Origin of the sequence: Cupriavidus basilensis (assembly GCF_008801925.2) — a bacterium.
Taxonomy (GTDB): domain Bacteria; phylum Pseudomonadota; class Gammaproteobacteria; order Burkholderiales; family Burkholderiaceae; genus Cupriavidus; species Cupriavidus basilensis.
The window spans coordinates 832,897-847,273 of sequence record NZ_CP062804.1 but is presented as its reverse complement, the minus strand read 5'-3'; the positions used below and the strand labels follow the sequence as shown (position 1 = coordinate 847,273).

Here is a 14,377-nt window from a genome sequence, read left to right as displayed (position 1 = left end):
TCGATTACCCCTGTTCCAGGCGCTTGCGCTCGTTGTCGAGGTGGAAGGCACCATCCACCACGATGCGCTCTCCCGCCTTCAACCCGCTTTGCACCACGCGCATGCCGTCGCTTTCGGCGCCCAGCTTGACCTTGACCTGGCGGTACAGGCCACCGGCCTGCTCCACGTAGACCAGCTCGTCATTGCCGTCGCGCACGATGGCGGATTGCGGGATCACCAGTTGCTCGGACGCCGCGCTGGCAATCAGCATGCTGGCCAGCATGGCCGGCTTCAGGCGCCCTTCGCGGTTATCCAGCTCGGTGCGGACCAGCACGGTGCGCGTTTGCGGATTCACGGTGCGGCCCACGTAGATGAGCTTGCCGGTGATCTGCTTCTGGCCCGCGCCGTTGCCAAGGGACGGCACCTCGATGTCCACGCTCTGCCCCTCGGCCACCAGCGCGGCCTGCTGCTCGGGCACTTCCGCCACCACCCACACGCGCGACAGGTCGGCCACGGTGTAGAGCGCATCGGCCGGCTGCACCACCTGGCCTTGCGCGACGTTGCGCTCCACCACGGTGCCGCTGATGCTGGAGAACACCGGCGAGTAGGAATCGATGCTGCCGCTCTTGGCCAGTTGCGCCACCGCGGCGGCCGACATGCCAAGCACGCGCAGCTGGTCGCGATAGGCGCGCATCTCGGCCGAGGAAATGGCCAGCTCGCTCTCGCGGCGTTGCAGCTCGCCGCGGCCGATCACGTCGGCGGCGAACAGCTGGCGTGCGCGCTCGGCGTTGCGGGCCTGCAGCTCGGTTTGCGCCTCGGCCTTGAGGAAGGCCATCTGGGCCGCGCCCAGCTCGCTGCTATGCAGGCGGGCGAGCACCTGGCCCGCCTTCACCTCCTGGCCGAGGATGCCGTAGAGATCCGTCACGCGGCCGGTCACGCTGGCGCCAATGCGCGCCACGCGCTGCTCGTCGAAATCGATGCGTCCGGACACGCGCAGCACTTCGCTGAACGGGCTGGTCGCCACCGCGGCCACCTTCAGGGTCTTCTGCAGCGTCTCTTCCGGCTTGACCACGCCGGGCGGCTGCTTGGGCGGCTCGGCGGCGGGAGCGGGTTCGTCGGAGCAGCCAGCCAGGGAAAACAACAGGGCGGCGGTTGCCGTCAGGGAAAGAAGAAAATGGGGACGCATGCTTATTTGGTTTCCGTAGATGCGGGGGGAGCCGTGGGTACGGACGGGGCCGTGGGTGCCGCGGTCTGCCCGGGCACGCTCGACAGCAGCTTCTCGATCTGGATGGTGGCGGCCTGCAGCTCGAATTGCGCAGCAATCAGGTCGCTGCGCGCGCCGCGCAGCACGCGCTGCGCATCGAGGTAGTCCAGGATGCCGCGCTCGCCGAAGCGATACGCCGACTCGGCCACCGCCAGCGCGGACTCGGCCTGGCGCACGATGCCGCCCTCCAGCGCGCTGACCTGCGACTGCGTGATCTCGTACTGGCGGTAAGCCGATTCCAGCTCCTGGGTGAGCTCGAACTCGCGGGCCTCCAGCGCGGTGCGGGCCTGGATCGCCTGCGCGCTCGCCTCGCCCACCGGGCCGCTGCGGCGGTCCCACAGCGGGATGGTGAGGACCAGGCCAACCTGCGAGACCGTGTTGTCCGGCTGGCGCTCGGCGCTGGCGCGCACCGCCAGCTCGGGCAGGCGCAGCGAGCGCTGGTAGTCCACGGCCAGGCTGGCGCGGTCCGCTTCCAGGCGGCGCTGGGTCAGCTCGGCGTTGGCGCCGGTCAGCGTGTCGCGCAGCATCGGCAGGGCCGGCAGCGCGGGGGGCTGGCTCAGGCTGCCCGACAGCGAATAGGCCGCCGGCATGGCGCCGCCCACTTGCTGGCGCAGCGCCGCCTTGGCCTGGTTGACGCGCAACTGGGCACTCTGCAGCGTCTTCTGCGCGCTCAGCAGCTCGGTCTCGGCCTTGATCAGCTCATAGCGTGGCGCTTCGCCCACCTCCACCCGCAGGCGGGCGCGGTCCTGGATCTGCCGCATCATGGCCAGGTCTTCCTTGGCCGCGGCCAGCTCCATCTCGCGCCGCAGCACATCGAAGTACGACGTCTTGACCCGCGCAGCCAGGTCCGCGCGGAACGCCTGGCGGCCGGCTTCGGTGGCCTCCAGGCTGCGCCCGGCGATCTCGGCGCGCAGCTTGCGCTGCTGCGGATAGTCCAGCTTCTGGGTGATGGCCATGGTCGGCGCGGCGCCACCGGTCACACCGGCAGTGCGCGGCGACAGGCGGCCGTACATCACCTCGACCTGCGGATTGGGATAGGCACGCGCGCTGGTCACGGCGGCGCTGGCGGCATCCACGCCCGCCTGCGCGGCCTCCACGCCTTTGTTGGTGGACTGCGAAAGGGACAGCAGTTGCGGCAAGGTGAACGTTTCCGCCGCGAGAGCCGGCAAGGCTCCAAGCGACAGCAACGCCACCATGGAAAACATAGTGATCTGTTTGATCTGCATGACAAATGGGGGCAGGCGAAACGGCTGCGCGCCCGCCGCCGGCGCGCGCAAAAAGCGCGCGCCAACGGTCAGCCAGCGATCGCGGATGCGATCGGGCCAAGGCGCCCAGGCAATAGGAACGCAGCCCGGGCGCGCAAGGAGCGCGCCGGGGTTGCCAGGGCTGTCAGATCAGCGAGATGGGGGGCTTGAAGAACGCCGCGGGCAAAGGATCCGGGCGTGCGGGCAGCTGTTGCGCGATCTCGTTGGGGGGCAACGAGACACGCACGGTGGGCAGCGCGAAGAGCGCGCTGGATTCTTCGATCTCGTCGAGCATGTCGAGGGGGTCGAGCAGGTCGGCAGACCAGATCTCGCAGTAGCCGGGAGGATCGTCCTCCTGCGCCGCTGCCGCCATCGCTTCGCCCGCCAGGCCGTCGTCGCCCGGCGCGAACACGCGCTCCAGTTCGGCGCTGCCATCCAGCTCGACGAGCGTGCGGGAGAATCCCGGTTCCGGTGCCAGGCGTTCGGCGCGCACGGAATCCGCGGCAATCCCCGGCATACCGGCGTGCGCGTTCGCCGCAGCCCCGAAGGACAGCAGTGACAGGGACAGCACGGTCAGCAAAAGCAGCAGGAATCGCATAAAAAAAGGGCACGGCCAGGGTGCGGCAAACGGCTCGGCTAGCGGAAAACCGCCTGCCTGTCGCCGATGCTGCGCCACAGCATTGTAACGCGAACGTAGATCATAGACCGCCAACGGCGCGGTGCGTTCCTGCGGAGAACGACAAAACCGGATGCGCCGGGGCGTTGCCGGCCGCGGTGGGCTCGGTATGGAGACGCTGGCTGCGCCAGTCTCAAGGGGAATACGAATCCGGAGTCTGCTTTGCGCCACCTGACCGGTAACGCGGTGCCCGGTTTCATGGAAGCCGGCCTGCCCTGTCCGCAGGGCTAGGTCGCGATCATCGGCGATCGCGCGCAGACGAATGCATGGAGCGGCCGTGAGCCGGTCCATGCATCGAGACGACATGCCTCACTCCCCTCCTGGCACGACCGGTACGGGCGACCGGTCATGCCAGGAATGAGGCATTGGCTACAAGATCTGCTACGGGGATTAACGCAGCAGCGACAGCACGCCCTGGTTCGACTGGTTGGCCTGGGCCAGCACAGAGGTACCAGCTTGTTGCAGGATCTGGGCGCGCGACATGTTCGACACTTCGGTCGCGTAGTCAGCGTCCTGGATCCGCGAGCGCGAAGCCGACAGGTTCGTCACAGCCGAGCCCAGGTTCGTGATGGCCGAGTTGAAACGGTTCTGAACCGCACCCAGCGAGCTGCGCAGCTTGTCGACCGTGGACAGTGCCTTGTCGATCAGGGCCAGCGGGTTGGTGCTGCCGGAGCCGGTGAACTGGGCGGTGGCGGTGGTGGTGCCGCTGGTGCTCAGCTGGATCGCGGTTGCATCGGTGACCGACGTGGTCGTGGAGCCGCCGTTGGCACGGGCGCCGGTTTGCGTACCGGCAGACAGCGCGTAGTTGTTGCCACCTTGGGTGATGTAGGCGACAGCAGCGCCGCTGCTGTCAGCGCCGACCTTGACCAGCTGGCCGGCCACGGTGTTACCGGTGTTGCCGTTAACAGCATCGCCGACCGTCAGCTGGACCTTGTTCAGGGTGACGTCGCCGGTGGCAGCGTCGACCGAGGCAGCGTAGTTGTCGTTGCCGTACTTGACCACGTAGTTGCTGGTGGCGTTGCCGGCGGTGTCCAGCACGTTGTTCAGCGTCAGGGAGCTGGCGCTAACGGTCGAACCGACGACGGCGGACAGCGCGGTGGCAGCCGAGGCCAGGTTGACGGAAATCGGTGCGGAGCCGGTGGCGGCAGCAACGGTGGTGATGGCGGCGCTGGTGCTCAGCGAGTTCTTGGCCACGGTGAAGCCGGTCATGCCCAGGGTCTTCGAGCTGATTTCTTGCAGGGCGATCGAGATGGTCTGGCCGTCTTGCGCGCCGACTTGCACGCTCAGCGGGGAAGCGCTGGACGACAGGACCTTGACGCCGTTGAAGTCGGTTTGTTGCGAAGTGCGGTCGATTTCAGCCAGACGCTGCGTGATTTCGTCCTGGATCGATTGCAGGTCGGTCGACGAGTTGCTGCCCGTTGCGGCTTGCACGGCCAGGGTACGGATAGCCTGCAGGTTGTTGTTGACTTCGTTCAGCGCACCTTCCGTGGTCTGCGCCAGCGAGATGCCGTCGTTGGCGTTGCGCTGTGCCTGGGTCAGGCCGTTGATGTTCGAGGTGAAGCGGTTGGCAATGGCCTGGCCGGCGGCGTCGTCCTTGGCGCTGTTGATACGCAGACCCGACGACAGGCGCTGGATCGCGGTGTTCAGCGACGATTGCGACGAGCTCAGGTTGTTCTGAGTCATCAGGGACAGCGTATTGGTATTGATGGTCATTGACATGGTGAAACTCCTATTTCCTGACTAGGTTTTTGAACACGGAAGTATCCGAAACGTTAGCGACTCGCCTTGCCGCACGAACAATGCCAACGCTTCCAAGGTTATCGGAGCGATAAAACTTAAATTTATAGCCAGATTTCAAAAAATCTTGAATTCAATGAGCCAGGCTAGTTAAATTTCCATACTCCGTGACCACCTATATCGATAGTCATATCCACTTTCTTTAACGTTACGCAGTAACGAATTACATCCTTGACTGCCACGGCTTCTTGCCGACAAACTGGAAAGAGTGAAGCTGCATTTCAATTGGTATTGGCGTCACTAAACATCGACTTCACCCCCCTCTCTCGCGAGAGGGGGGCTTTTTATTTCCGCAATGATGCCGCAGGAAACGCTCGACAGAACGGGGCGCCGGCGTTGGAATCAGCGTGGTGAAGCCGACAGGAATCCGGAAACCGCAAAGGTCTTCAGGCTGCTTCAAGCAGCAGCCCGGGGACGATACGCATCAGCGCGCGCCCCTTCGCGATGCCAGAGATCTCAGGGGGAAGTTGGCGGCGGGACATCATCCTCGCCCACCCTGGCGCGGGAAAACCGGCGCGTCTCCGATGGCAGCTCACCGAATGCATCGCGATAGGCCTTGGCGAACAGGCCGAGGTGAGTAAAGCGCCAGCGCGCCGCCACTTCGGCAATCGACGCATTGCCGATACGGACGAGTTCATCGCGCGCGCCTTCCAATCGGATCTGCCTTAGATACGCCATCGGCGTCACGCCCTTGAACGCTGCAAACCCCGTTTGCAGCGTTCGCACGCTGGCATGCGCTGCGCCGGCGATCTCTTCGACGGAGATGCCCGCCTGCGCATGGGCATGAATGAACTCGATCGCCGTCCGGATATGGCGTGGCAATGGCCCTGGCGCCTTGCATTGCACCCGCTCGGTGTAGTTGTGCCGGAACATTTCCAGGAATACGCCCACCGCAACGTCACGCACACTTCCGGCCGTGGCCATCGCCATCGACGGCAGGACACCCGCACCAGGGAGCGACCGCATGAAGCGCATCACCGAAAGCGCCATCATGGCCCCCTCGGAGGTCAGAGAAGTATCGACCCCGAACACGATCGGATAAGCCACCGGCGCATCCAGCAAGGACGAAAGCCGCCGCCTGGCATCGTACCCGCCGATCGTCAGCAATTCGTAGCTGCCCGCATGCCATTGTCCGTTGCCGATATCCTCCGGGTTCAGGATTGCGCAGGAGGGCGCCCGCCAGATTCGTTCCGATTGCCCATTCCCGGCCCTGATCTCGCCTTTGTGGAGCACGACGAAGGCGTATCCGTCGATCCTGTCCTCGAAACGAAATGCGGCTCCCGTGGCAGTGCGTACCCGATGTGTCGCCGCGCCGCCAACCACGATCGAATCTATGCTGACGTCGAGCAGCCCGCCGGCTCCGGGACTGACGGCAACGTTGCCGCAGGCCGGGCGCAGCAGCGCGGCGAGCATCGCGGGATTGGTTACCGTAGTCCTTCGAGTATGCATTGCGGAATCTCGCTCATCACGCATGGGCTAGAACAGGGCGACAGATAAGGATCACACCAGCGGCGCTGGATTGCCTGCACCGCTGACGCCGTCCAGACTCGCCCGATCCATCATCTATTTCACGAAAAAAATATCGCTGTGGCGCAGTTACTTTTCAGAAGAATCCAATTCCCCCCACGATCCAGACGATACTCACGGCGCGGCAGCATTGATGGCTGTCAACGGTAGTTTCAACACTGGACACCATCATGTCACTCTCAAATTCCGAAAGGCAAAGGAAGTACCGCATCTCCCGGATGGGCCCGGGAGGCGAATACGAAAGGCTGAGCTGCCTGCTTCCGATCCCGGCCAAGAGAGACCTGGAAAGAATCTCCGGGTACATGGGGCTTTCTTTCTCCGAAACGGTCCGCCACCTGGTTTCGCAAAAGAAAGATGAATTGCTTGAAAAGATGGATGAGATAGAAAAGGAAAAATTCTATCAATGCATCGGGCCCGGAACCGGCCAGCCATAGCGCCTGCCATTGCCTTGCCGGCGCGGCTTCAATGCCATCGACCGGGTCGATCCGCGCGCGCGTCCCATGCGATGCCGCGGCACCGCGAGGCAGGATGGAATGCCGTCCGGCGGAACAGCGGTTCCGCATACGCCTTGGTCCGCCTCCCATGGCCGGCCAGCAATAGGCCAAGAGTACGCATGGCATCCCCGCAAGCGAGCGAAGACGAACGGCTGGAACCCCGTAGGAAGCCCGGTAGGAAACCCCTGCCATAGAGGCCAGACGGCCATGGCAGGCCGGTAGCTGATGCTGGTGCTTTCACGATTTGCAACTTCCCTGTCGCATAAGGCAGCGCAACCGGCTTCCGGCCTCGCCACCATGTTGCTTCATATTTGTGGCTTGCGGTCTCGCCCACCCCTGACCCGGGTACGACATGGCGGCTGCAAGCACGGGTAAAGCCGGCCTGACACCGACTCACCCGTAATATTTTGTAATCTTTGGAAACGGATTGTAATTCGTTTATGACGAAACATCTACATAGCGGGAAGTCGTCTCAGTTTTGTCACAAAAGCGATTGATTGTTCACTTACAAGGCGGCCTGCTGGCACCTGGCGTTGAGCAATGCGATAGCGCTTCAATGCATCGGGCAGTGTGGCCGGGCGCAACGCAGCTTGCCGCGCGGCGTCGTCGAAATCCGCCGGAGACCATGGGCCGCCGGCTAGCCCTTCGGGCGTGGTGACGGGCGTTTGGCCACTGCCCTCTTCCACGCTGGCCACATCCCGGCAGGTCAGCACCAGCACCAGCAGGATACGGTGACAGCAGAGGCGCGAGGCCATGCAGCTACAGACCGCATCGCGCAGCGCGCGGCCTGCGGCAAGGCTGGTGCGGGTGCCGTCGGCGTACGCGGCATGCAAGGGGCTATCGGCATCTTGCGCAAGCTCGGGCGCCTTGCCCCCGGCCATTTCCTTCTGCGCACGCTTGGCGAAACCGGCGTTGGTCAGCTCCAGGTCGCATGAGGGCAGACCGCGCCAATCAAGCGGCAGCCAGCACGGCTGCCACCGCCCTTTCCGCCGCCGGCGACAGCGTGCGCTGCGCCAGGTGCACGACGACAAAGTCCATGGCCATGGAGACCGGGCTTGCCAGTGCCAGCGCCACCAGCGCGCCGCTCTCCAGCTCCGCCCTGAGGGCCCGCGCGGGCGCCAGCAGCACCACATCGGATTGGCACGCCAGATGCCTGAGCGCATGAAGATCATTGCTCTGCACCTGAAACGGCAGGCTCTCGCCCGGCCGGCAGCCGAGCAGCCTGCGTAACTGGTCATGGCCATGATCCGGCAACGGCACGGACACCAGGGTAGCCTCGCGCAATTGCGCCGGGGTGACTCTCCCGCCCGCAAGGGGATGGCCAGGGCGCACGAACCAGCCCGAGGGCTCGGGCCGCAGGCGCCGGACTTCCAGCTCTGCCGCCGCCGGCATGGTGCGGCGCTCGGCAACCAGAAAATCCAGCGTCTCCGCGTGCAAGGCGGCGAGCAGCGCCGGGGCGCTGTTGACCTCGGCCTTCACCCGCAGCTTCGGCCAGTCCCGGTTGAGGGCGCACAGCACCTCGGGCAGCAGGATGGCGGCAGGAAACGGCCCCATCCCCATCTGCACGCTGCCGATCTCATGCTGCTGCACCAGCGTGAGATCGCGCGCCAGGCAACGCGTCTCGAACAGGATCCGCCGTGCCCGCTCCGCCACCATGCGCCCGGCCGCGGTCAGCGCCACGCCGCGCGGGCCGCGATCGAGCAGCGGCATGCCAGCCTCGGCCTCCAGCGCCTGGATGCTGCGGGTCAGCGCGGGCTGGCTCAGGTGCACGCGGCGGGCGGCCCCCGCCAGCGAGCCCTCTTGCGCCACCGCGATCAGGTGCTCCAGCCGTTTCAGGTTCAAGACATGCGCTCCTTGCATCGCTGAGATAAATAACTTGCAATTGAATTATAGGTGGCGGTGGACTCCAATAGACGTCCTCTTCGTTTCGCCGAGCCTTGCCATGCCCCTTCGCCGCACCCTCCCCGCCATCCTGGCGCTCGTTGCCTTCCAGTCCGCCACCGCCCAGACGGCCAGCGCGCCTGCCTCGCCCGTCACCGCGCAAGCCAATGCGGCATGGCTGCAGGCACTGCCCTTTGGCGACCGGCAGGATTTCGAGGATGCGCACCGCGGCCTGGTGGCCCGCTTCCCCGAAGGCACCATCCGCGGCGCGGACGGCCGCGTCGCATGGGACTTCAACGCCTACGCCTTCGAGCGCGCCGATGCCGCGCCGGCCACGGTGAACCCGAGCCTGTGGCGGCTCGCGCAGTTGAACAATGAAGCCGGCCTGTTCAAGGTCACCGACCGCCTCTATCAGGTGCGCGGGGCCGACCTGTCGAACATGAACATCATCGAAGGCGACACCGGCATCATCGTGATGGACCCGCTGATCACTGCCGAGACCGCGCGCGCGGCGCTGGCGCTGTACTATGCGCACCGGCCGCGCAAGCCGGTGGTCGCCGTGATCTACACGCACAGCCACGTCGACCATTTCGGCGGCGCCAAGGGCATCGTCGACGAAGCCGACGTGAAGGCCGGCAAGGTGGCGGTGATCGCGCCGGCGGGCTTCATGGAAGAGGCCATCAGCGAGAACGTGCTGGCGGGCAACGCCATGAGCCGGCGCGCGCAATACATGTACGGCACCACCCTGCCCCGCAGCGCGACGGGCCAGGTCGACGCGGGCCTGGGCAAGGCCACCTCGCGCGGCACGGTCACGCTGCTGGCGCCCACCGATCTCATCGCCAAGACCATCGACACCCGCCGCATCGATGGCATCGACATCGAGTTCCAGCTCACGCCCGGCACCGAGGCGCCGGCCGAGATGAACCTCTACTTCCCGCAGCTGCGCACGCTGTGCATCGCGGAGAACGCTGCCCGCACCCAGCACAACATCCTGACCATCCGCGGCGCGCAGGTGCGCGATGCCAAGGCCTGGTCGTTCTATATCGGCCAGGCGCTGGCCCGCTACGGCGAGCGCAGCGACATCCTGATCGCCCAGCACCACTGGCCTACCTGGGGCAAGGCGCGCATCAACGAGTTCCTGTCGGACCAGCGCGACATGTACGCCTACCTGAACGACCAGACGCTGCGCCTGATGAACCATGGCCTCACGCCCACGGACATTGCCGACACGCTGCGCAAGCTGCCTGAGCCGCTGGCCAGCAAATGGTATGCGCGCGACTACTACGGCTCGATCAGCCACAACGTGCGCGCCGTGTACCAGCGCTACCTCGGGTTCTACGATGGCAACCCGGCCCACCTGAACCCGTTGCCGCCGGTGCAGGGCGCGAAGAAGACGATCGAATGGATGGGCGGCGCGGACGCGGTCCTGGCCAAGGCGCGCGAAGCCTACGCGCGCGGCGAATACCGCTGGGTGGCGCAGATCGGCAACGAGCTGGTCTTTGCCGATCCGGCCAACGCCGCGGCCCGCGCGCTACAGGCCGACGCGCTGGAGCAGCTTGGCTACCAGACCGAAAACGCGACCTGGCGCAATGCCTACCTGAGCGGCGCGCAGGAACTGCGCAACGGCATCAAGCGGGGCGCGCCCAGCGGCACGACATCGCCCGACCTGGTGCGCGCGCTGACCGTGCCGCACTTCTTCGACTACCTGGCGGTGCGCCTGAATGCGGACAAGGCCGCCGGCAAGGCCATGACGCTGAACTGGAACTTCACCGACCTGCAAGAGCGCTACGCCATGACGCTGCGCAACAGCGCCCTGACCTACCTGGCCAATGCGCAATCCGCGCAGGCCACGGCAACCATCACGCTGGACAAGGCCACGCTCGACCGCATCAGCCTGAAGCAACTGACGCTGCCCGACGCGATCCGCGATGGCAGCATCCGCATTGACGGCAACCCGCAGGCGGTGGCATCGCTGTTCGGCATGCTGGATACGTTTGACGGGTACTTCAGCATCGTGACGCCACAAGCGGTGCCCTGAGGGGGGACGGGCAGGCTGCAGCCCCACGCAAAGGCCCGTCTTAAGCGCCTTGCATGCGCGCGTTGAAAGTTTTCGAGGACGGCGCCCCGCGCGCCGCAAGCACGTTACCTTGGCAGGCGTCGGGAAATTCGAACCGATCGGCATGCTTGCCTTCGACGTGTGGGACCGCCCTCAATGCCAACCAGATCCATTCGCGATGCCCTGCGGCCTATCCTGCTGAGCCTTGTACTGGCCTCTGGCCTGCCGCTTTCCGCGCAGGCCTGGGTGGCGGGCGCCGGTGGCGAGGCCAGCGCCAGCACGACACCCACGGCCACGCCTGAAGCCGTATCCGGTGGCCCGTATCGTGGCATCGTCGGGCCCGCGGCGCAGCCGGAGCAGGAGGGCGTGGCACCCAAGCGGGAGTGGGACCGTGCCCTGCCCTTCTTCGCGCAGCGTGTCATCGACAAGGGCTACGACCTGCCCAACCCCTACGACGTGGGCTACTCGTACTTCAACGGCTACCAGCGCTTCCAGCTCAGCAACCTGTCGGTCTCGGCTGGCAACAACCCCTTGCGCACCGCCGACTTCGTGCAGTTCAGCCAGTCGCGCATCCATAACGTCTCCAACCAGGCGCAGATCGGCGGCTGGCTGTTTCCATTCATGAACGTCTACGGGATTCTCGGCAATGTCACGGGCAGCGGCGCGATCGACATCAACTTCTCCTCGCTGACGGACCTGGAGAAGTTCTTCGGCGTCAACATCGGTTGCGGCGGCCAGCGGCCCAAGCCCGACTGCGCCAAGCCAATCAAGCTGCCGACCCAGCAGGCCAGCTACCACGGGCATACCTACGGCGGCGGCTTCACGCTGGTGGGGGTCTACAAGAACCTGTTCTTCTCGCTGCCGGTGACATTCACGGTCTCGGATATCTCGATGTCGGACACGCCGGTGAAGTCAATCAACATCGGCCCGCGCGTGGGCTGGAATTTTCACGCCGGCAACCTCGGCCTGATCACACCGTACGTCGGCGCCACCTACTTCCGCACGCGCGCCACCATTACCGGCCATTTCGACGTGCCGCTGCCTGACAGCGGTGGACAGACGGGACGCATCAACTACCGCATCGAGGAGCGCGTGGTGGGCTTCTGGAGCGGCTCCGTGGGGGTGAACTGGACCATCAACAAGCGCATCGGGCTGCTGGCTGAGTTCGGTTACGGCTACAACCGCAACAACGTCATCCTGACCGGGTTCCTCCGCTTCTGATGCGCGCGCCCTGCTGCCTGCCTCCCTGCCCGGCATGGCCGCAAGCGCTGGCCGGCCTGCTGCTGGGTACGGTGCTGGCGTTATGCGCACCGGCCGCACGCGCCGAAGAGGACGCCTCCTGGATCGACCGGCTGCTGAACCGGCTCGGCGCCTCCAAGGAGGTGGACCTCAGCCACGGCATCGACTGGGGCGTGCTGCCAGGCCCGTTCTTCAACCCGGAGATGGGCCTGGGCATCGGCATGGCGGCGGTCGGGTTGTACAAGCCATCGAATGCGCTGACGGGCACGCAGATCTCCACGCTCAACGTGCGCGGCTTTGCCACCACCACCGGCGCGGTCGGCATCGGCTTTGACAACACCACGTTCTTCACGGATGACAGCTATCGCTTCGCGGTGACTGGCGGCCTGGTCAATATGCCGACCTCATACTGGGGCGTCGGCTATGACCGCGCCATCAACGACGCCAACAAGGAGCGCTACACCAAGCGCGAGATCTTCCTGCAGCCCAAGATGCTCTGGCGCGTGCACCCCAACACCTATGTCGGCGCAGGCGTCAACCTGCAGTACGACGATGCCGCCAAGCTGGCGCGCGGCAGCGCCAGCGCGCTGGCCACCGACCCCAGCGGCACCCACGTATTCAGCTCGGGCGTGAGCGCGCATTTCTCGTACGACACGCGGGATTTCCTGCCCAACCCGTACTCGGGCCAGGCGCTGATGGCCAACGCCACGCTATTTCGCCGCGCGCTGGGCAGCGACAACGATTTCGAGACGCTGGAGTGGTCCTATGACAGCTACCACCGGATGCGCGAGCGCGACGTACTGGCGTTCGACATCTATGGCCGCTTCGGCTGGGGCAACGTGCCGTGGAACATGCTGTCCCAGCTCGGCGACAACCGCCGCATGCGCGGCTACTTCCTTGGCCAGTACCGCGACAAGGACAGCTTGTCCGCGCAGGTCGAGTACCGCCTGCATATTGCGGGGCGCCAGGGCATGGTGTTCTGGGCCGGCACCGGCGCCATTGCCCCCAGCGTGGGCAAGCTCACCTCGGCGCACTGGCTGCCGAACGCGGGCATCGGCTACCGCTTCGAGTTCAAGCCGCGCGTGAATGTGCGGCTTGACGCCGGCTTTGGCCGGCAAACCCGGGGCGTCTATTTCCAGATCAACGAGGCGTTTTAGCGCGGCGGGAGCGGCCCTGGCTTTCCCAGGGCCTCCTCGAAAAACTGCATCAATGCCTGTACCCGCGCCGTGCGGCCCCGCCGCGTGGGCACCAGCAGGGTCACCGGCGCGCTGTCGAACTCCCAGCCGGCCAACACCCGGACCAGCGTGCCGCGCGCCACCGCATCCGCCGTATCCCACTCTGAGCGCAGCACCAGGCCAAGCCCCTGTTCCGCCCACTGGCGCGCCACGCTGCCATCGTTGGTCGTAAAGGCCGGGACAACGCGCAGCGTTTCGCGGGCCGATGGCCGCCGCGCAGTGCCGGAACCCGCCCGGCGGAAACGCCACAGCGTCACGTCCTCGTCGTTCTCGCGAATGCAGATGCAAGCGTGCCCCAGCAAGTCGCGCGGCTCTTGCGGCGTGCCGTGGGCGCGCAGGTAAGCCGGGCTTGCGCACAGCCAGCGTTCATTGGGGGCGAGCGTGCGGGCAATCCAGGATGAGTCCCGCACGGCGCCGATATGCACTACCGCGTCCGAGTCATGCTTGTCCGGCCAGGGCACCTCGCGCAGATCCAGCTGCAGGCGCAAGCCGGGATGGCACTGCGCAAAGCGCGCAAGCACCGGCGCCACGTGGTGCCGGCCATAGCCGAAGGGCGCGGCGACGCGCAGCGTGCCCGTCAGGCGGCTGTCTTCCCGGCGGAACGACTCGGGCAGTGCCTCCAGTTGCGCCAGCAGCGCCGCGCCTTCCTGCGCAAAGCGCTCGCCCTCGGGCGTGAGGCTCAAGCGGCGGGCGGTGCGGGTGGCGAGCGCCAGGCCCAGCGTGGCCTCCAGCTTGCGCAGGCGCATGGACAGCGCTGGCGGCGTCACATTGAGCGCGCGGGCGGCTGCGCTCAGGGACGGGGCCTGCGCCAGCGCCTCGACCAGCCGCAGGTCTTCGATCTGGATCATTCACTTCAGCTTAACGATTGATGTTCCGGCATTTAACCACGGACCACGTACTCCTTCCTACACTGAGGGCCTGTTGTCATGCGGCTGCGCAGCTCGGCTGTTCTGCTGTCACGCTATTGCGCCCACACAAAAAGGAA

Annotated in this window: 12 protein-coding genes; 4 read left to right on the top strand and 8 right to left on the bottom strand. The window is 65.8% G+C overall.

Going from position 1 to position 14,377, the window contains the following annotated elements:
• Nucleotides 1–4: 4 nt before the first annotated feature.
• The 5 genes from F7R26_RS24705 to F7R26_RS24685 all read right to left on the bottom strand — a co-directional run bounded on the left by F7R26_RS24705 (nt 5) and on the right by F7R26_RS24685 (nt 6,373).
• The gene (locus F7R26_RS24705) at nt 5–1,165 is read right to left on the bottom strand and encodes an efflux RND transporter periplasmic adaptor subunit (protein ID WP_150987019.1); all 1,161 of its coding nucleotides are present in this window, start codon (nt 1,163–1,165) and stop codon (nt 5–7) included.
• Nucleotides 1,166–1,167: 2 nt separating this feature from the next.
• Nucleotides 1,168–2,439 (bottom strand): TolC family protein, encoded by a 1,272-nt coding sequence (locus tag F7R26_RS24700; RefSeq protein ID WP_416351370.1) that lies wholly within the window; start codon nt 2,437–2,439, stop codon nt 1,168–1,170.
• A gap of 193 nt (nt 2,440–2,632) precedes the next feature.
• Nucleotides 2,633–3,085, bottom strand: coding sequence for a cobalt-zinc-cadmium resistance protein (locus tag F7R26_RS24695; protein WP_150987017.1), 453 nt, complete (start codon nt 3,083–3,085; stop codon nt 2,633–2,635).
• A gap of 468 nt (nt 3,086–3,553) precedes the next feature.
• Nucleotides 3,554–4,882: a FliC/FljB family flagellin gene (locus tag F7R26_RS24690; protein ID WP_150987016.1), complete on the bottom strand. Its 1,329-nt coding sequence runs from the start codon at nt 4,880–4,882 to the stop codon at nt 3,554–3,556.
• A gap of 534 nt (nt 4,883–5,416) precedes the next feature.
• Nucleotides 5,417–6,373 (bottom strand): helix-turn-helix transcriptional regulator, encoded by a 957-nt coding sequence (locus tag F7R26_RS24685; protein ID WP_170301907.1) that lies wholly within the window; start codon nt 6,371–6,373, stop codon nt 5,417–5,419.
• A 284-nt stretch (nt 6,374–6,657) separates the two neighbouring features.
• On the opposite strand from F7R26_RS24685, the gene F7R26_RS24680 reads away from it, so the two are divergent.
• Nucleotides 6,658–6,921, top strand: coding sequence for a hypothetical protein (locus F7R26_RS24680; protein WP_150987014.1), 264 nt, complete (start codon nt 6,658–6,660; stop codon nt 6,919–6,921).
• 512 nt (nt 6,922–7,433) lie between these two features.
• Here the strand turns inward: F7R26_RS24680 and F7R26_RS24675 are convergent.
• On the bottom strand, nt 7,434–7,862 hold the full coding sequence (locus F7R26_RS24675) for a hypothetical protein (protein ID WP_150987013.1): 429 nt from the start codon (nt 7,860–7,862) through the stop codon (nt 7,434–7,436).
• A gap of 70 nt (nt 7,863–7,932) precedes the next feature.
• Nucleotides 7,933–8,823, bottom strand: a complete 891-nt coding sequence (locus F7R26_RS24670) for a LysR family transcriptional regulator (protein WP_150987012.1) — start codon at nt 8,821–8,823, stop codon at nt 7,933–7,935.
• Between the two features lie 100 nt (nt 8,824–8,923).
• Here F7R26_RS24670 and F7R26_RS24665 point away from each other — a divergent pair, with 100 nt between their 5' ends.
• From F7R26_RS24665 to F7R26_RS24655, 3 genes are all read left to right on the top strand, one after another.
• The gene (locus tag F7R26_RS24665) at nt 8,924–10,900 is read left to right on the top strand and encodes an alkyl/aryl-sulfatase (RefSeq protein ID WP_150987011.1); all 1,977 of its coding nucleotides are present in this window, start codon (nt 8,924–8,926) and stop codon (nt 10,898–10,900) included.
• A gap of 174 nt (nt 10,901–11,074) precedes the next feature.
• Nucleotides 11,075–12,139 carry a hypothetical protein gene (locus F7R26_RS24660; protein ID WP_241754711.1) on the top strand — a complete coding sequence of 355 codons (1,065 nt, stop codon included), beginning with the start codon at nt 11,075–11,077 and terminating at the stop codon, nt 12,137–12,139.
• Complete coding sequence (locus F7R26_RS24655) at nt 12,139–13,314, top strand: BamA/TamA family outer membrane protein (protein WP_150987010.1); 1,176 nt, start codon at nt 12,139–12,141, stop codon at nt 13,312–13,314. Before F7R26_RS24660 ends, F7R26_RS24655 begins: the two co-directional genes overlap by 1 nt.
• Here F7R26_RS24655 and F7R26_RS24650 read toward each other — a convergent pair.
• On the bottom strand, nt 13,311–14,240 hold the full coding sequence (locus F7R26_RS24650; protein ID WP_150987009.1) for a LysR family transcriptional regulator: 930 nt from the start codon (nt 14,238–14,240) through the stop codon (nt 13,311–13,313). The genes F7R26_RS24655 and F7R26_RS24650 overlap by 4 nt on opposite strands.
• Between the last annotated feature and the right edge of the window lie 137 nt (nt 14,241–14,377).

Coding starts and splice junctions, on each gene's coding strand:
- F7R26_RS24695 (WP_150987017.1), bottom strand. CDS start 3,085: ATGCGATTCCTGCTGCTTTTGCTGACCGTGCTGTCCCTGTCACTGCTG.
- F7R26_RS24660 (WP_241754711.1), top strand. CDS start 11,075: ATGCCAACCAGATCCATTCGCGATGCCCTGCGGCCTATCCTGCTGAGC.
- F7R26_RS24675 (WP_150987013.1), bottom strand. CDS start 7,862: ATGGCCGGGGGCAAGGCGCCCGAGCTTGCGCAAGATGCCGATAGCCCC.
- F7R26_RS24685 (WP_170301907.1), bottom strand. CDS start 6,373: ATGCTCGCCGCGCTGCTGCGCCCGGCCTGCGGCAACGTTGCCGTCAGT.
- F7R26_RS24655 (WP_150987010.1), top strand. CDS start 12,139: ATGCGCGCGCCCTGCTGCCTGCCTCCCTGCCCGGCATGGCCGCAAGCG.
- F7R26_RS24700 (WP_416351370.1), bottom strand. CDS start 2,439: ATGGTGGCGTTGCTGTCGCTTGGAGCCTTGCCGGCTCTCGCGGCGGAA.
- F7R26_RS24705 (WP_150987019.1), bottom strand. CDS start 1,165: ATGCGTCCCCATTTTCTTCTTTCCCTGACGGCAACCGCCGCCCTGTTG.
- F7R26_RS24680 (WP_150987014.1), top strand. CDS start 6,658: ATGTCACTCTCAAATTCCGAAAGGCAAAGGAAGTACCGCATCTCCCGG.
- F7R26_RS24690 (WP_150987016.1), bottom strand. CDS start 4,882: ATGTCAATGACCATCAATACCAATACGCTGTCCCTGATGACTCAGAAC.
- F7R26_RS24650 (WP_150987009.1), bottom strand. CDS start 14,240: ATGATCCAGATCGAAGACCTGCGGCTGGTCGAGGCGCTGGCGCAGGCC.
- F7R26_RS24665 (WP_150987011.1), top strand. CDS start 8,924: ATGCCCCTTCGCCGCACCCTCCCCGCCATCCTGGCGCTCGTTGCCTTC.